The organism is Agromyces cavernae, assembly GCF_021044935.1.
Classification (GTDB): Bacteria; Actinomycetota; Actinomycetes; order Actinomycetales; family Microbacteriaceae; genus Agromyces; species Agromyces cavernae.
On the sequence record NZ_JAJNMP010000002.1, the window covers coordinates 457,302 to 474,505 of the forward strand.

The following is a 17,204-nucleotide window of genomic DNA, read 5'->3' on the forward strand; positions in this document are numbered from 1 at the left end:
CGGACAGGGATGTCACACGAGTGACGCTCCATCCTAACGGAATCGCTCCCCCACCAGCAACCGCGCCGGATGCTCAGCCGAGCAGCGCCGACTTGAGCGTGTCGAGCCCGACCCCGCCGAGGCCCAGCGCCCGTCGGTGGAACTCGCGGATGTCGAACGATGCGCCCTCGCGTCGCGCGAACTCGTCGCGCAACTGCTCCCAGATGCGCTGCCCCACCTTGTACGACGGCGCCTGGCCCGGCCAGCCGAGGTACCGATTGACCTCGAAGCGCACGAAGCCATCGTTCATGTTGACATTCTGGGCGAGGAACTCGAAGGCGTAGTCGCCCGTCCACACGCCGTTGCCGTCAGGTCGTTGCTTGCCGAGGTGCACCCCGATGTCGAGCACCACGCGGGCGGCTCGCATGCGCTGGCCGTCGAGCATGCCGAGGCGATCGGCGGGGTCGTCGAGGTACCCGAGCGTCTGCATGAGCCGCTCGGCGTAGAGCGCCCACCCCTCGGCGTGACCCGACGTTCCGGCGAGCTGGCGGCGCCAGGTGTTGAGCTGCCCCCGGTTGACGACCGCCTGCCCGATCTGCAGGTGATGGCCGGGCACACCCTCGTGGTAGACGGTCGTGAGCTCGCGCCACGTGTCGAACTCGGTGACGCCCTCGGGCACCGACCACCACATGCGGCCGGGGCGCGTGAAGTCGTCGCTCGGCCCGGTGTAGTAGATGCCACCCTCTTGCGTGGGCGCGATCATGCACTCGAGCGAGCGGATCTCGGCGGGGATGTCGAACTGCGTTCCGGCCAGCTCGGCGACCGCGCGGTCACTCGTCTCCTGCATCCACCGTTGCAGGGCATCGGTGCCGTGAAGCTTGCGGCTCGGGTCGGCGTCGAGCACGGCGATCGCCTCGGCGACGGATGCCCCCGGCTTGATCTCGTTCGCGATGGACTCCTGCTCGGCGACCATGCGCGCGAGCTCTTCCACGCCCCACTCGTAGGTCTCATCGAGGTCGACCGCGGCACCGAGGAATCGGCGCGACTGCAGGGCGTAGATGTCTCGCCCGACCGCGTCGTGCTCGCCGGCGGCGGGCTGGAGCTCGACCTCGAGGAAGTCCGCGAGCCTGCCGTAGGCCGCCGATGCTTCGATCGCCCCCGCGCCGAGGTGCCGCTTGAGGGACTCGGGCAGCTCGGCGTCGCCGGCCTTCGCCGACGCTGCGAAGGTGGCGAAGAACCCGTCTGGCCGCGCGTGCTTGCGAACCTGCGCCGCAACCTCGCGCACCTGCCGTACGGCCGGGACGATTCCCTGACGAACACCCTCGCGCAGGGTCTCGACGTACCCGTCGATCGCGCCGGGCACGGCGTTCAGGCGTGTGGCGATGCGTTCCCACTCGGCGGCGTCGTCGGTGGGCATGAGGTCGAACACTTCACGGACGTCTTGCGCCGGACTCGCGATGACGTTGAGGTCGCGCAGGTGCAGACCCGCCTCGTGCTGCTCGAGCTCGAGCTCGAGCTCGCTGCCGAGGTCGGCGATCGTGATGCGATCGACGTCGTCGACGGGGGTGGCGGCACGAAGCGCCGCGAGCGCCTCGCGCGTCGCGGCGATCGCACGTTCGTGCCCGGCCGGCGAGTAGTCGGCGAGGCGCTCGTCTTCGGAGGTGCGGCCGATGTAGGTGCCGATGCCGGGGTTGAGTTCGACGAGTGTGTCGACCCACCCCTCGGCGATTCGATCGACGTCGGTCGGGGTGCGCTCACTCGAAGACATAGGTGCGAGCATAGGGCAGCGCACCGACACCGCGCATCGGCGTGGCCGGTCCCGACACCGGCGAGCTCAGCGGATCGGCTCGAGTCAGTGCGCCGCCGCGTCCCAGTTCGCACCGCGGCCGATCTCGACGTCGAGCGGCACGAGAAGATCCGCCGCGCGCGCCATGCGGTCGCGCACGATCGCCTCGAGCGCCTCGGACTCACCGTGTGCGACCTCGAAGATGAGTTCGTCGTGCACGGTGAGGAGCATGCGGCTGCCGAGCCCCTGCGTGGCGATCTCGGCCTCGACGCCGACCATCGCGATCTTCATGACATCCGCGGCCGAGCCCTGGATCGGGGAGTTCAGCGCGGCGCGTTCAGCGTTCTCACGAAGCACGCGATTGGGGCTGTTGAGGTCGGGGAACGGACGACGACGACCGAAGATCGTCTCGGTGTAGCCGTCGACCTTCGCCTGCTCGACGACACCGCGAAGGTAGTCGCGAACGGCGCCGAAGCGCTCGAAGTACTCGCGCATGAGCTGCTGCGCCTCGGCGCGCTCGATGCGCAGCTGCTTCGAGAGCCCGAACGCGCTGAGGCCGTAGGCGAGCCCATAGGACATCGCCTTCACCTTCGTGCGCATCAGGGGCGTGACATCGGCCGGGTCGACCCCGAAGACACGTGCGCCCACGAATCGGTGCAGGTCCTCGCCCGCGTTGAACGCCTCGATGAGACCGGGATCGCCGGAGAGGTGCGCCATGATGCGCATCTCGATCTGCGAATAATCTGCGGTCAGCAGCTCGGCGAACTCGGGACCGTGCCGGAACGCCTTGCGGATGCGACGACCCTCGGCCGTGCGGATCGGGATGTTCTGGAGGTTCGGGTCGTTCGACGACATGCGACCGGTCGCGGCGCCGATCTGCCCGTAGGTCGTGTGGATGCGCCCATCGGCGCCGATCGCCTTGTCGAGCGACTCGACGATCTGTCGGAGCTTCGTCGCGTCGCGATGCTCGAGCAGGTACCCGAGGAAGGGGTGCGGGTTGGACTCCTGCAGGTCGGCCAGCGCACTCGCGTCGGTCGTGTATCCGGTCTTTGTGGCTCGGGTCTTCGGCATGCCGAGTTGGTCGAACAGCACCTCTTGCAGTTGCTTGGGCGACCCGAGGTTGACCTCGCGGCCGATCTCGGCATAGGCCAGCTTCGCGAGCCCGGCGGCACGGTCGCCGAGTTCGGACGAGAGCTCCGAGAGTTCGGGGTGGTCGACGGTGACTCCGCGCAGCTCCATGGCGGCGAGCACGGGCACGAGCGGCATCTCGACCTCGGCGAGCAGGCGACGCGAGCTCTCGGACAGCGCCCGCAGCACGACCGGCGCAAGGCGCAACGAGTACCAGGCGTATTCGGGCGCACCGGCGTCGCTGCCCTCTTCGGGTACGAGCAGCGACGGATCAGCCTGCGGAACGGTCTCACCGAGGTGGAAGCGAACGAGGTCGGCGAGCGACTTCTCTTGCAGCGCCGGTCGTACCATCCAGCCCGCGACGAGTGGATCGAGCACGAGCCCGCCGAACGCGAGGCCCGACGTCGACAGCGCCTTCAACTGCCCCTTGGCGTCGGTGACGACCTTGGGGGCATCGCCGGCGAGCCACGCCTCGAACGGTGCGAGCTCGGTTTGCCCCGCCTGCCACGCAACCCGCACCGACTCGCCTGATGTGGCGATACCCGCCCCGATCACCCTGCCGTCGAGCACGTCGAGGCTGAGCCCGAGACCGGCGGGCTCGGCGGCGACCGCTTGCTCGAGCCAGCTCGCAAGCTCATCGCCGACCAGGGCGCGCGACTTCGGGGCTTCGGGCGCCGGCACGGCCTCGGCCGCGATGGGCTCGGCAGGTGCGGCAGGGGCGGCGCCGCCGTTGCCGTTGCCTTCTCCTGCCGCCAGCTTGGTCAGCCGCTCCATCAGCGTGCGGAACTCGAGCCGTTCGAAGATCGGCCGAACGGACTCGAGGTCGATCGGCTTGGCGATGAGCTCATCGATCTCGACGTCGAGTTCGACGTCGCGAACGAGTTGGTTGAGCTTGCGATTGCGTACGGCGTTCTCGCGCCCGTCGCGCAGGTTCTGCCCGACGACCCCCTTGATCTCCTCGGCGTGCGCGAGGATGCCGTCGAGGTCGCCGTAGAGGCCGAGCCATTTCACCGCGGTCTTCTCGCCCACCTTCGGGATGCCGGGCAGGTTGTCGCTGGTCTCGCCGACGAGGGCTGCGACGTCGGGGTACTGCTCGGGCCTGATGCCGTATCGCTCGATGACCGCGGCCGTGTCGTAGCGCTTGAGCTGCGAGACGCCCTGGGTGTTGGGGTACAGCAACGTGACGTCGTCGTTGACGAGCTGGATCGTGTCGCGGTCGCCCGAGACGAGCAGCACCCGGTACCCCTCGGTCGCTCCGCGTGCCGCGAGCGTGGCGAGGATGTCGTCGGCCTCGAAGTCCTCTTTCTCGAGCGTGCGCACGCCCATGGCCTTCAGCGCGTCCTGCAGCAGCGGCACCTGGCCCTTGAACTCGGGCGGGGTCTCGCCTCGATTGCCCTTGTACTCGGCGTACTCGCGCGTGCGGAACGACTGGCGCGACATGTCGAACGCGACCGCGAGGTGGGTCGGCTTCTCGTTCGCGAGCAGCAGCAGCAGCATCGAGAGGAATCCGTGGATCGCGTTCGTGTGCTGCCCGTCGCGGGTCGAGAAGCTGTCGACGGGGAGGGCGTAGAAGGCCCGGAAGGCCAGCGAGTGGCCGTCGATCACGAGGAGGGTTGGCTTATCTGCGTCCGACACCCGACAAGACTACAAGCGGCCGCCGACACTGCCTGACGACCATCGACTCCGGAATCCGCACGCGGACCGACGAGGGCGGGAACGGCGGATGCCGCGACGAGACGTCTCGTCGCGGCATCCGATACCTTGCCGTCACGTGGACCCGCACGAGCGGGCCCGACCGGTCACTTCTTCTGAGCGAGCTGCTCGATGATCGCCTGCGAGACGTCTTTCATGGTGAGGCGGCGATCCATCGAAGCCTTCTGGATCCAGCGGAACGCCTCGGGCTCGGACAGCCCCATCTTCTCGTTGAGCAGGCCCTTGGCCCGGTCGACGAGCTTGCGCGTCTCGAAGCGCTCGACGAGATCGCCGACCTCTGCCTCGAGCGCGATGATCTGCGCGTAGCGCGCGAGGGCGATCTCGATCGCGGGCAACAGGTCGTTGGGGGTGAACGGCTTCACGACGTAGGCCAGGGCACCGGCCTCGGTCGCGCGCTCGACGAGCTCCTTCTGGCTGAACGCCGTGAGGAGCACGACCGGAGCGATGTGGCCCTTCGAGAGTCGCTCGGCCGCAGAGATGCCGTCGAGCTGGGGCATCTTGACGTCCATGATGACGAGGTCGGGCCGAAGCTCGGTGGCGAGCGCGACCGCGGTCTCGCCGTCACCAGCTTCGCCGACGACCTCGAAGCCGTTGTCGCGCAGGATCTCGACGATGTCGAGGCGGATGAGCGACTCATCTTCGGCCACGACGACGCGGCGCGGTGCCGGCTGGGTAGATTCGGTGTCTGTCACGGGTGAAAGCCTACGGTATTCTGGGCGAGGCCTCTGGCCGGTGTGGCGGAATGGCAGACGCGGAGCACTCAAAATGCTTTGCCCGAAAGGGCGTGTGGGTTCGACCCCCACCACCGGCACCGAACCCCGCTACGCGCCCCGCGCGGGCGGGTGATGCACGCCCCTGTGGATCTCGTACAGGCGGGCGTGTCCGGGTTCGTTCGGGTCGTCGACGATCGGCTGATCGGCCATGAACAGCCGGATGACGTGGGCGAGCTCCCCCGAGTGGCTGAAGTTGATCGCGTGTGCGGCGCCCTCGATCTTCACGATGAGCACATGCGTGTCGGTCTGGCTGGCGACCTCCTGCACCCGCGCCGGCCCGGGCATCAGCGGGTCACGGGCCCCGAGCACGACGAGCGTCGGGATATGCAGGTCGAGCAGGCGTTCGAGCGACGGGTACTGCGTGAGCGCGCGGAACATGCGAACCGTGCTCGAGACGCCGAACCGCAGGTAGTCGGGGGTCACCACGCCCATCAGCCGCGGCGGCTCGCGTGTGCCGTCACGACTGATCTGCGCCATCGCCCGTCGGAGCGGCTGGTTGTAGATGCCGCCCGCCGGTGAGACGAGGACGGCGCGGTCGATGCGGTCGGGATGGTGGTAGGCGAACTCCGTGATGACGGGGCAGCCCATCGAGTTGCCGACGAGCGTGGCCCGCTCGACTCCCCGGTCGTCGAGGAACCTCGCCGCCGCGTGCGCGAGGTCGGGGACGTCGAGCGCGGCGGCGCCCTTGCCGCTGCGCCCGAATCCGGGCAGGTCGGGAACGAGCGTGTGGAAGGCATCGGCCAGTCGCTCGGCGGTCGGCAGCAGGTATCGGCCCGAGAGCCCGAAGCCGTGGACGTGCATCATCGCCGGGGCGTCGGGCGGCTCGGGCGATTCCCGATAGAAGACGTCGACGCCGTCGATCTCGGTCCATCGCTCGGCGAGGCTCGAGGCGGCTCGTCGCGGGGTGCGTCGAGCACGACGTCGTGATGCGCTCGACGTGGTGGGCTTCGTCGACATCGTCATCCCCCGATCCGCGCCCGACGCCCGAGCGTCGACGACTCGCACTCACATGCTCCTCCGAATCGCGGCCGTTCGCCATCCCCGGCAGAGGCATGGCGGCCGCGCGGCGACGGGATGCCGCACACCGGAATGCCGAAGGGAGCCGGCCCCCTCGGACCGACTCCCTTCGAGGGACGTGTCTACAGCACGTCACCGACGACGTGCACGCGCACGTCGTTGGTGGTGCCCGGGATGCCGGGAGGGGACCCGGAGATGATGACGACCTTCTCGCCCTTGACGGCCTTGCCGGTCTTGGCGAGCACCTCGTCGACCTGGCCGACCATCTGGTCGGTGTGGGTGACGCGGTCGACGATGAACGACTCGACGCCCCAGTTCAGCGCCATACGGCGACGGATGGCCGGGTCGGGCGTGAAGGCGAGGATGGGGATCACCGAGCGGATGCGGGACATCCGTCGCACCGTCTCGCCCGTCTCGGTGAACACGCACAGGTACTTCGCCTCGACGAAGTCGGCCACCTCGACGGCGGCCAGCGTGATCGCGCCCGCCTGCGTGCGCGGCTTCGTGCCGAGCGGCAGGATTCGGTCGAGGCCGTGCAACTCGGTGGACTCGACGATGCGCGCCATCGTCTCGACGGTGACGACGGGGTACTCCCCCACGCTCGTCTCGCCCGAGAGCATGACCGCGTCGGCGCCGTCGAGCACGGCGTTCGCGACATCCGACGTCTCCGCCCGCGTGGGAACCGGGCTGTGGATCATCGACTCGAGCATCTGCGTGGCGACGATGACCGGCTTCGCGAGGCGGCGGGCGATCTCGACCGCGCGCTTCTGCACGATGGGCACCGCCTCGAGCGGCAGTTCGACGCCGAGGTCGCCGCGCGCCACCATGATGGCGTCGAACGCCTCGGTGATCTCGTCGAGCGCGTCGACGGCCTGCGGCTTCTCGATCTTCGCGATGACCGGAACACGTCGCCCGACCTCGTCCATGATCTCGTGCACCCGGGTGATGTCGGCGGCGTTGCGCACGAACGACAGGGCGATGAGATCGGCGCCGAGCTCGAGGCCCCAGCGCAGGTCCGCCTCGTCCTTCTCGGAGAGCGCGGGCACGTTCACGGCGACGCCCGGCAGGTTGATGCCCTTGTTGTTCGAGACCGGGCCGGCGACCACGACCCGGGTCGTGACGACGACGCCGTCGGTCTCGACGACCTCGACGCGCACCTTGCCGTCGTCGATGAGCAGGTAGTCGCCGGGCTTCACGTCGTGCGGGAGCCCCTTGAACGTGGTGCCGACGATCTCGTTCGTGCCGAGGATCTCTTCGGTCGTGATCTTGAAGATGTCGCCCTCGGCGAGCTCGTGGGGTCCGTTCTCGAACTTGCCCAGGCGGATCTTCGGACCCTGCAGGTCGACCAGCACGGCCACGGCACGGCCCGAGTCGCTCGCTGCCTTGCGCACGTTCTGGTAGACGCCCTCGTGCACGTCGTACGTGCCGTGGCTGAGGTTCATGCGGGCGACGTCGACGCCCGCATCGATGATCGCGCGGATCTGGTCGTAGCTCGATGTCGCCGGCCCGAGGGTGGCGACGATCTTCGCTCGTCTCATGTGGTTGTGCTCCCGGTGTTCCGCGCCGAAGCGCTCGTGATGGTTGGAAGGCGCGCCGATCGGCGCGTCGGGTCAGATGGAGATCGCGCGGGCCGTCGCCGCGATTGGGCTCGGCAGCGAGGTGTCACCCTCAAGGTACCGGTCGACGGCGGATGCCGCAGCACGGCCCTCTGCGATCGCCCAGACGATGAGCGACTGGCCGCGGCCGGCATCGCCGGCGACGAAGACGCCCGGCTGGGCGGTCGCGTAGTCGGCCTCGCGAGCGAGGTTGCCGCGGTCGGTGACCGCGAGCTGCAACTGCTCGTCGAGGGCCCGCGTCTCGGGGCCCGTGAAGCCGAGGGCGAGGAGCACGAGATCGGCGGGGATCTCGCGCTCGGTGCCGGCCTTCGGCACACGGCGGCCGTCGAGGTACTCGGTCTCGGCGACACGGATGGCGCGGACCTCGCCGGCCTCGTTCGCGAGGAACTCGACGGTCGAGGCGAGGTACTGCCGCTGGCCGCCCTCCTCGTGGGCGCTCTGCACCTCGAAGACGGTCGGATGCATCGGCCACGGCTGGTGCTCGGGTCGCGCTTCGCCCGGCTGGCGGCCGATGGCGAGGTTCGTGACCGAGAGGGCACCCTGCCGGTGCGCAGTGCCGATGCAGTCGGCCCCCGTATCGCCACCGCCCAGGACGACGACGTGCTTTCCCTCGGCGGTGATCTGGTCGAACACCTGGTCGCCGGCGAGGTGCCGGTTCGACTGGGTGAGGTACTCCATGGCGAAGTGCACACCCGGCAGGTCGCGCCCGGGGATCGGCAGGTCGCGCGGCACCAGGGCGCCGGTGGCGACCACGACCGCGTCGTATCGCTCGCGCAGCTGCTCCCACGTGATGTCGACGCCGATGTCGACGCCCGCCCGGAAGCGGGTGCCCTCGGCCGTCATCTGCGCGAGCCGCAGGTCGAGGTGCTTCTTCTCCATCTTGAAGTCGGGGATGCCGTAGCGGAGCAGCCCGCCGATGCGGTCGTCACGCTCGTATACCGCGACGGTGTGACCCGCGCGAGTCAGCTGCTGCGCGGCGGCGAGGCCCGCGGGACCCGAGCCGACGACCGCGACGGTCTTGCCCGTCAGGCGCCCCGGCGGCTGCGGCTGCACCCAGCTGTTGCCGAACGCCTGGTCGATGATCGAGACCTCGACCTGCTTGATCGTGACGGCCGGCTGATTGATTCCGAGCACGCACGCCGACTCGCACGGCGCCGGGCAGAGCCGGCCGGTGAACTCGGGGAAGTTGTTCGTCGCGTGCAGGCGTTCGATGGCCGCGCGACCTTCGCCCCGGTACATGAGGTCGTTCCACTCGGGGATCAGGTTGCCGAGCGGGCAACCCTGGTGACAGAACGGGATGCCGCAGTCCATGCAGCGGCCCGCCTGTCGTCGCAGCTGCGCCGGGTCGCCCTGCTCGTAGACCTCTTTCCAGTCCATGATGCGCACCGGAACGGGACGCCGCTTCGGCAGTTCCCGCTCGGTGACCTTCAGAAAGCCCTTGGGGTCAGCCATTCGTCACTTCCAGAATTCTTCCCCAGACGATGTCGCCGTCGGGGTCGAGCCCCTCGTCGACCGCGCTCTGGCGGGTACGGAGCACTGCTGCGTAGTCGCGCGGCAGCACCTTGGTGAAGCGGTCGAACGCCGCGTCGCCCTCGTCGAGGAGCGCGGCCGCGACCGTCGAGCCGGTCTCGGCGAGGTGCTGCTCGAGCAGGTCGCGCACGATCTCGCGATCGGCGCTGCCGAGCGGAAGGAGTTCGAGCTCGCCGCTCGTCAGCGACTCGCGGTTCATGCGGCCCTCGCGCAAGCCGAGCACGTACGCGGTGCCGCCCGACATGCCGGCGCCGAGGTTGCGCCCGGTCTCGCCGAGGATGAGCGCGAGCCCGCCCGTCATGTACTCGAGCGCGTGATCGCCCACGCCCTCGACGACCGCGGTAGCGCCCGAGTTCCGCACGAGGAACCGCTCGCCCACGATGCCGCGGATGTACATGCTGCCGCGCGTCGCGCCGTAGCCGATCACGTTGCCGGCGATGACGTTGCGCTCGGCGACGAAGCCGCTGTCGGGCGAAGGCCGGACCACGATCTGGCCGCCCGAGAGGCCCTTGCCGACGTAGTCGTTCGAGTCGCCCTCGAGTCGCAGCGTGATGCCGCTCGGCAGGAACGCGCCGAGCGACTGCCCGGCGGATCCGGAGAGGGTGATGTCGATCGAGCCGCTGGGAAGGCCGTGCTCGCCGCGCCGGAGCGTGACCTCGTGCCCGAGCATGGTGCCGACGGCGCGCTCGGTGTTCCGGATGGGGAGGGCGATCTCGACCGTGCCGCCATCGTCGAGCACGAGACTCGACCTGCGGATGAGCTCGTTGTCGAAGTGCTGGTCGAGCTCGTGGTCCTGCGGGCGGGTGTTGCGACGCGGGTCGGACTCCGAGAAGTCGGGGCCGAGCAGCACTGGCGTGAGGTCGAGGCCCGATGCCTTCCAGTGGTCGAGCGCCCGGTCGACATCGAGCAGTTCGCGCCGGCCGATGATCTCGTCGAGCGACCGGTAGCCGAGCTCGGCGAGATACTCGCGCACCTCTTGGGCGATGAACTCGAAGAAGTTCACGACGAACTCCGGCTTGCCGGTGAATCGCTTGCGCAGCTCGGGGTTCTGCGTCGCGACGCCCACGGGGCAGGTGTCGAGGTGGCAGACGCGCATCATGACGCAGCCCTGCACGACGAGCGGAGCCGTCGCGAACCCGAACTCCTCGGCACCGAGCAGCGCCCCGATCACGACATCGCGACCAGTCTTCAGCTGACCGTCGACCTGCACGACGACGCGATCGCGCATGCCATTGAGCATGAGCGTCTGCTGGGTCTCAGCGAGGCCGAGCTCCCACGGCGTGCCCGCGTGCTTCAGCGAGTTCAGCGGGCTCGCGCCCGTGCCGCCGTCGTGCCCCGAGACGAGGATGACGTCGGCGAGCGCCTTCGCGGTGCCCGCAGCGACCGCTCCGATGCCCGATTGGCTCACGAGCTTGACATGCACGCGGGCCTTGGGGTTGGCGCGCTTGAGGTCGAAGATGAGCTGCTTGAGGTCTTCGATCGAGTAGATGTCGTGGTGCGGCGGCGGCGAGATCAGCCCGACGCCCGCGGTCGCATGGCGTGTGCGCGCGACCCAGGGGTAGACCTTCGTCGGCGGGAGCTGGCCGCCCTCACCGGGCTTCGCACCCTGGGCGAGCTTGATCTGGATGTCGTCGGCGTGCGTGAGGTACATGCTCGTCACACCGAACCGACCCGATGCGACCTGCTTGATCGCGCTGCGGCGCTCGGGATCGAGCAGCCGGTCGAGGTTCTCGCCGCCCTCGCCGGTGTTCGACTTCGCACCGAGGCGGTTCATCGCGATCGCGAGCGACTCATGCGCCTCCTCCGAGATCGACCCGTAGCTCATCGCGCCGGTCGAGAATCGCTTGACGATGGACTCGACGGATTCGACCTCGTCGAGCGGTACCGGCGCTCGCGTTCCGGTACGCAGCGCGAACATGCCGCGAAGCGTGAGCAGCTCTTCGGCCTGCGAGTCCACGAGCGAGGTGTATTCGCGGAACACGTCGTACCGACGGTTGCGCGTCGAGTGCTGCAGGCGGAACACCGTCTCGGGGTTGAACAGGTGCGGCGAGCCGTCGCGGCGCCACTGGTACTCGCCGCCGGTGGCGAGGCGTTCGTGCGCGCGCACGGCGACGTCCTCGGGATAGGCCGCCGTGTGACGGTCGAGGTTCTCGGCCGCGATCACGTCGAGGCCGACGCCCCCGAGCTTCGAGGTCGTGCCCGTGAAGTAGTCGTCGATGAACGCGTCGGAGAGCCCGATCGCCTCGAAGGCCTGCGCGCCGGCGTATGACGAGATCGTCGAGACGCCCATCTTCGACATGATCTTCAGCACGCCCTTGCCGAGCGCCTTGATCACGTTGTGCACGGCCTCTTCGGGAGTGACGCCGGTGATGACGCCCGACCGGACGAGGTCTTCGCACGTCTCCATCGCGAGGTAGGGGTTCACGGCGGATGCCCCGTAGCCGACCAGGAGCGCGACGTGGTGCACCTCGCGGACGTCGCCGGCTTCGACGACGAGGCCGACCTTCATGCGGTTCTCGGCGCGGATGAGGTGGTGATGCACGGCCGAGAGCATGAGGAGCGAGGGAATGGGCGCGAGGTCCTTGTTGGAATCGCGGTCGCTCAGCACGATGAAGGCCGCGCCCTCGTCGATGGCCTCGTCGACCTCGGCGCACATCGCGGCGAGCCGGTCGCGCATCGCGTTCGGCCCCTCGTCGAATCGATAGAGCCCGCGGATCGTGACCGCGGTCCGACGCCCGGGAGACGGGTCGATGTGCACGATCTTCGCGAGTTCGTCGTTGTCGATCACGGGGAACGAGAGCGAGACCTGGCGAGCGTGCTCGGGGCCCGCGCTCAGGAGGTTGCGTTCGGGGCCGAGCGAGGTTCCGAGCGACGTCACGACGGCTTCGCGGATCGAGTCGAGCGGCGGGTTCGTCACCTGGGCGAACTGCTGCGTGAAGTAGTCGAAGAGCAGGCGCGGGCGCTTCGACAGCACCGCGATGGGCGTGTCGGATCCCATGGCGCCGAGGGGCTCGGCACCGGTGCGCGCCATCGGCGCGAGCAGGATCTTGACCTCTTCCTCGGTGTAGCCGAAGGTGCGCTGGCGGCGGTTGACCGATGCCGGCGGGTGGACGATGTGCTCGCGCTCGGGGAGGTCGGACAGGCTGATGCGTCCTTCGTCGAGCCAATCGCCCCAGGGCTGCGCCGCGGCGAGGTCGGCCTTGATCTCGTCGTCCTCGATCAGGCGGCCCGCCTCGGTGTCGACGAGGAACATGCGGCCGGGCTGCAGCCGGCCCTTGCGGACGATGCGGCTCTGAGCGATGTCGAGCACGCCGATCTCGCTCGCGAGCACGACGAGCCCGTCGTCGGTGACGACGTACCGACCCGGTCGCAGTCCGTTGCGGTCGAGCGTGGCACCGACGAGCGAGCCGTCCGTGAAGACGATCGCAGCCGGACCGTCCCACGGCTCCATGAGCATCGAGTGGTACTCGTAGAACGCGCGCCGCTCAGGGGTGATCTCGGTCTGGTTCTCCCACGCCTCGGGAACCATCATCATGATGGCGTGCGGCAGGCTGCGACCGGCGAGGGTCAGGAGTTCGACGACCTCGTCGAACGATGCCGAGTCGCTGGCGCCCGGCGTGACGATCGGCAGGATCGGCTGCAGGTCGCCGAGTACGTCGGATTCGAGCTGCGACTGCCGAGCGCGCATCCAGTTGCGGTTGCCCTGGATGGTGTTGATCTCGCCGTTGTGCGCGATCATGCGGAACGGCTGCGCGAGCGGCCACGAAGGGAACGTGTTCGTGGAGTACCGCGAGTGCACAAGCGCCAGCTTCGACGCGAACCTTTCGTCGGAGAGATCGGGGTAGAACGGCTCGAGCTGCAGCGTCGTGACCATGCCCTTGTAGACCATCGTGCGGCACGACAGCGACGCGAAGTAGAGCTCGAGTTCGCGCTCGGCGCGCTTGCGCAGACGGAAGGCGAGGCGGTCGAGCGCGATGCCCGCCACCCGGTCGCCGGTCGACGTCGTCGCCGACGACTGCACGAAGAGCTGCTGCACCACGGGCATCGCCGCGCGGGCGAGCGTGCCGAGCTCGTCAGGCCGCACGGGCACCTCACGCCAGCCGAGGACCTCGAGGCCCTCTGCGGCCGCGAGCTCGGCGAGCTTGCGTTTGACCGTGCTGCGCGTCGTGGGGTCGACCGGCAGGAACGCGTTGCCGACGGCGTAGGAACCGGCCGCGGGCAGCGGGAACGATGTGACCGCACGCAGGAAGCCGTCGGGGATCTGCGTGATGATGCCCGCGCCGTCGCCGGTGCCGGCGTCGGAGCCGACCGCGCCGCGGTGCTCGAGGTTGCGCAGTGCGTCGAGCGCCGCCGTGATGATGTCGTGCCCCGCCGTGCCGCGCAACGTCGCGACCATCGCCAGGCCGCAGGCATCCTTCTCGGCACGTGGGTCGTACATGCCCTGGGCAGGCGGAACCGAGCCGAATCTCGCGAAGGGTGGGGTGAGCGACATGGAGACCGTCCTCATCAACTAGTTTGCAGCGGGGGACGTCGTCGGCCCTTCAGGGATGTCGCAGCGCGTGGTGCGGCGCAGCTTCGGAGAACGTTGTCGGGCTACCTCGCCGAGGAGGTGGGACGGCTCGGGCTTGTGGCCGCCGTCTCGCCATGGGGATCGTTCTCGCCCTCGACGCCATCGTCGAGAGAGTCAGAGTCGGACTCGATTTCGTCCGATTCTACCTCAGCGTCGGGTTCCTTCCATTCACGTCCGGGAATGTAGGGGCTGGGCTCGTCGCCGGTGTGCCGGCGACGCTGCACGAGGTAGATCACGATACCGAGCACGACCGCGGCGAAGGAGGCCCAGACGTTCACGCGGATACCCAGGAACATCTCACTCGGGTCGAGGCGGATGGATTCGAAGAAGGAGCGGCCCAGCCCATACCAGATGAGGTACACCGCGAAGGCTTTGCCCCACCGGAGGTTGATGCGGCGCTCGAGCAACACGATCACCGCGGCCCCGGCGAGATTCCAGATCAACTCGTAGAGGAACGTGGGGTGGAACAGGGTGCCTTCGGCGAGACCGGCCGGGAACGCGATGTTGTCGGACGGGATCTCGAGACCCCACGGCAGGTCGGTCGGCGAGCCGAACAGTTCGTGGTTGAACCAGTTGCCGAGTCGGCCGACGGCCTGGGCGACCAGCAGGCCGGGAGCGAGCGCGTCGGCGAACGACCAGAAGCGCAGTCCGGTGAACCTGCAGCCGATGATGACACCGATGGCGCCGCCGATGAGCGCGCCGTAGATGGCGTTGCCGCCCTCCCAGATGTTCCAGATGGCACCGGGCTGGAAGGGATTCCAGACATTGGCGCCCTCGAAGAAGTAGTCGTCGGGATGCGTGAGCACGTGGTAGAGCCGCGCGCCGATGATGCCGAGCGGCACTGCCCACAGGGCGACGTCGAGCACCACGCCCGGCTCGGCGCCGCGCTTGGTCAGGCGACGCGACGTGATGATGACCGCGAGGATGATGCCCACGAGGATGCAGAGCGCGTAGGTCTGAATCGTGAGGACACCCCACGGCACGGGGATTTCGAGGGCACGCCACTCGGGGCCGGGACTCGGGATGCTGAACGGGGCGATCACTCGGCTTCTTGCCTTTCCTCGTGCGACGTCTGGCCGTGAAGGCCAGAGTCAGCGTACTTCACTCGCGCCGCGCGCCGCGCGCCAGCTCCGCGGCGAGCTCGCCGACGGCGGCGACGCCACCCTCGGCCAGGGCCTTCACGAGCGCGGAACCGACGATCGCACCGTCGGCGTACTCGAGCACCTCGGCGACCTGGGCGGCCGTCGAGATGCCGAGCCCGACGCAGCTGGCCGGCGATCCGACCGCGGCGAGGCGCGCGACGAGCGTGCGCGCCGCCTCGTCGACGTCGCTGCGAGCGCCGGTGATTCCCATGGTCGAGACCGTGTAGACGAAACCGCGGCTCGACTCGACGGCGAGCTTGAGGCGTGCGTCGCTCGAGGTCGGGGCTGCGAGGAAGACGCGGTCGAGCCCGGTGCGCTCTGACGCCGCGATCCAGTCGGCGGCCTCGTCGGGGATCAGGTCGGGCGTGATGAGGCCCGCGCCGCCCGCCGCGGCCAGGTCGTCGGCGAACCGGTCGATGCCGTACTGCACCACGGGATTCCAGTAGGTCATGATGAGTACCGGCGCGTCGACGCGCTCGGTGATGCGACGTACCGCCTCGAAGCCGTCGGCGAGCCGGAATCCGCCTGCGAGCGCCTGCTGCGTGGCCGCCTGGATGACGGTGCCGTCCATCACCGGGTCGGAGTACGGCAGGCCGAGTTCGAGCACGTCGACGCCGTTCTCGACGATGGCGACCGCCGCGTCGACGCTCTCGTCGAGGCTGGGGAATCCGACCGGCAGGTACCCGATGAGGGCACCGGATGCCTCGTCGTTGCGCCGCGCGATGACCGGCCCCACCGTTCTCATTCGCCCGCCTCCTGATCGTAGAGGCCGAAGTACGTCGCAGCCGTCTCCATGTCCTTGTCGCCGCGGCCCGAGAGGTTCACGAGGATCGTCGAGTCGGGGCCGAGCTCTCGCCCGAGTTCGAGGGCCCCCGCGAGGGCGTGCGCCGACTCGATCGCGGGGATGATGCCCTCGGTGCGGGTGAGCAGGCGAAGCGCCTGCATCGCGGCGGCGTCGGTGACGGGTCGGTACTCGGCCCGTCCGATCGCGGCGAGCCACGAGTGCTCGGGACCGACGCCCGGGTAGTCCAGGCCCGCCGAGATCGAGTGCGATTCGATGGTCTGGCCGTCCTCATCCTGGAGGAGGTAGCTGCGGGCGCCGTGCAGCACGCCCGGGCGCCCCTTGGTGATGGTCGCCGCGTGCCGTTCGGTGTCGACGCCCTCACCGCCCGCCTCGAAGCCGTAGAGGCCGACCTCGGCGTCGTCGAGGAACGCGTGGAAGATGCCGATCGCATTCGAACCGCCGCCGACGCACGCGGCCACCGCTGTGGGCAGGCCACCGGTCAGCTCGAGTACCTGTGCCCTGGCCTCCTCGCCGATGACCTTCTGGAAATCGCGCACCATCTCGGGGAACGGGTGCGGACCGGCGACCGTGCCGAAGATGTAGTTCGTCGTCTCGACGTTGGTGACCCAGTCGCGCATCGCCTCGTTGATCGCGTCTTTCAGCGTGCGAGATCCGGCCTTCACCGCGATGACCTCGGCGCCGAGCAGACGCATGCGCGCGACGTTGAGCGCCTGACGCTCGGTGTCGACCTCGCCCATGTACACGGTGCACTCGAGCCCGAACAGTGCAGCGGCCGTCGCCGTTGCGACGCCGTGCTGCCCTGCGCCGGTCTCGGCGATGACGCGCGACTTGCCGATGCGCTTGGTCAGCAGCGCCTGCCCGAGCACGTTGTTGATCTTGTGCGAGCCCGTGTGATTGAGGTCTTCGCGCTTCAGGATGATGCGAGCCCCGCCCGCGTGCGACGCGAAGCGAGGCACCTCGGTGACGATCGACGGACGGCCGGTGTAGCTGCGCCCGAGTTCGGCGAGCTCGGCACCGAAGGCCGGGTCGAGCTTGGCCAGATCGTAGGCCTCGCCGAGCTCATCGAGGGCGGCAACGAGGGATTCGGGCACGAAACGCCCGCCGAAGTCGCCGAAGTACGGACCGGTCTGCGCTCTGAGCGCCAT

At 69.0% G+C, this 17,204-nt stretch carries 10 protein-coding genes and 1 tRNA gene; 1 reads left to right on the forward strand and 10 read right to left on the reverse strand.

The window, feature by feature from the left end; all coding sequences use genetic code 11:
• Positions 1 to 73 precede the first annotated feature (73 nt).
• From LQ757_RS08230 to LQ757_RS08240, 3 genes are all read right to left on the reverse strand, one after another.
• Positions 74 to 1,747: a DUF885 domain-containing protein gene (locus tag LQ757_RS08230; RefSeq protein ID WP_231046738.1), complete on the reverse strand. Its 1,674-nt coding sequence runs from the start codon at positions 1,745 to 1,747 to the stop codon at positions 74 to 76.
• Positions 1,748 to 1,831: 84 nt separating this feature from the next.
• Positions 1,832 to 4,528, reverse strand: coding sequence for a DNA polymerase I (gene polA / locus LQ757_RS08235; protein WP_231046739.1), 2,697 nt, complete (start codon positions 4,526 to 4,528; stop codon positions 1,832 to 1,834).
• Between the two features lie 164 nt (positions 4,529 to 4,692).
• Complete coding sequence (locus LQ757_RS08240; RefSeq protein ID WP_231046740.1) at positions 4,693 to 5,298, reverse strand: ANTAR domain-containing response regulator; 606 nt, start codon at positions 5,296 to 5,298, stop codon at positions 4,693 to 4,695.
• Positions 5,299 to 5,334: 36 nt separating this feature from the next.
• Between LQ757_RS08240 and LQ757_RS08245 the strand changes: the two genes are divergently transcribed.
• Positions 5,335 to 5,417 (forward strand) — tRNA-Leu (locus LQ757_RS08245).
• A 10-nt stretch (positions 5,418 to 5,427) separates the two neighbouring features.
• Here the strand turns inward: LQ757_RS08245 and LQ757_RS08250 are convergent.
• The 7 genes from LQ757_RS08250 to trpB form a co-directional block, all read right to left on the reverse strand.
• Positions 5,428 to 6,336 (reverse strand): alpha/beta fold hydrolase, encoded by a 909-nt coding sequence (locus LQ757_RS08250; RefSeq protein ID WP_372459651.1) that lies wholly within the window; start codon positions 6,334 to 6,336, stop codon positions 5,428 to 5,430.
• 182 nt (positions 6,337 to 6,518) lie between these two features.
• Positions 6,519 to 7,934: a pyruvate kinase gene (gene pyk, locus LQ757_RS08255; RefSeq protein WP_231046742.1), complete on the reverse strand. Its 1,416-nt coding sequence runs from the start codon at positions 7,932 to 7,934 to the stop codon at positions 6,519 to 6,521.
• Positions 7,935 to 8,006: 72 nt separating this feature from the next.
• Entirely contained in the window at positions 8,007 to 9,464 is a 1,458-nt protein-coding gene (locus LQ757_RS08260) for a glutamate synthase subunit beta (RefSeq protein WP_231046743.1), read from the reverse strand.
• Complete coding sequence (gene gltB / locus LQ757_RS08265; protein WP_231046744.1) at positions 9,457 to 14,034, reverse strand: glutamate synthase large subunit; 4,578 nt, start codon at positions 14,032 to 14,034, stop codon at positions 9,457 to 9,459. Before gltB ends, LQ757_RS08260 begins: the two co-directional genes overlap by 8 nt.
• A gap of 101 nt (positions 14,035 to 14,135) precedes the next feature.
• Positions 14,136 to 15,155 carry a prolipoprotein diacylglyceryl transferase gene (gene lgt, locus LQ757_RS08270; protein ID WP_231046745.1) on the reverse strand — a complete coding sequence of 340 codons (1,020 nt, stop codon included), beginning with the start codon at positions 15,153 to 15,155 and terminating at the stop codon, positions 14,136 to 14,138.
• Between the two features lie 58 nt (positions 15,156 to 15,213).
• The gene (gene trpA, locus LQ757_RS08275) at positions 15,214 to 15,999 is read right to left on the reverse strand and encodes a tryptophan synthase subunit alpha (protein WP_231046746.1); all 786 of its coding nucleotides are present in this window, start codon (positions 15,997 to 15,999) and stop codon (positions 15,214 to 15,216) included.
• Complete coding sequence (trpB, locus tag LQ757_RS08280) at positions 15,996 to 17,204, reverse strand: tryptophan synthase subunit beta (RefSeq protein WP_231046747.1); 1,209 nt, start codon at positions 17,202 to 17,204, stop codon at positions 15,996 to 15,998. The genes trpA and trpB overlap by 4 nt, the downstream gene beginning before the upstream one ends.

What these genes read in the sequence shown, in the direction of transcription:
- LQ757_RS08230 (WP_231046738.1), bottom strand. Translation starts at nt 1,747, where the DNA reads ATGTCTTCGAGTGAGCGCACCCCGACCGACGTCGATCGAATCGCCGAG.
- LQ757_RS08250 (WP_372459651.1), bottom strand. Translation starts at nt 6,336, where the DNA reads ATGTCGACGAAGCCCACCACGTCGAGCGCATCACGACGTCGTGCTCGA.
- pyk (WP_231046742.1), bottom strand. Translation starts at nt 7,934, where the DNA reads ATGAGACGAGCGAAGATCGTCGCCACCCTCGGGCCGGCGACATCGAGC.
- LQ757_RS08260 (WP_231046743.1), bottom strand. Translation starts at nt 9,464, where the DNA reads ATGGCTGACCCCAAGGGCTTTCTGAAGGTCACCGAGCGGGAACTGCCG.
- gltB (WP_231046744.1), bottom strand. Translation starts at nt 14,034, where the DNA reads ATGTCGCTCACCCCACCCTTCGCGAGATTCGGCTCGGTTCCGCCTGCC.
- trpA (WP_231046746.1), bottom strand. Translation starts at nt 15,999, where the DNA reads ATGAGAACGGTGGGGCCGGTCATCGCGCGGCGCAACGACGAGGCATCC.
- trpB (WP_231046747.1), bottom strand. Translation starts at nt 17,204, where the DNA reads ATGGCGCTCAGAGCGCAGACCGGTCCGTACTTCGGCGACTTCGGCGGG.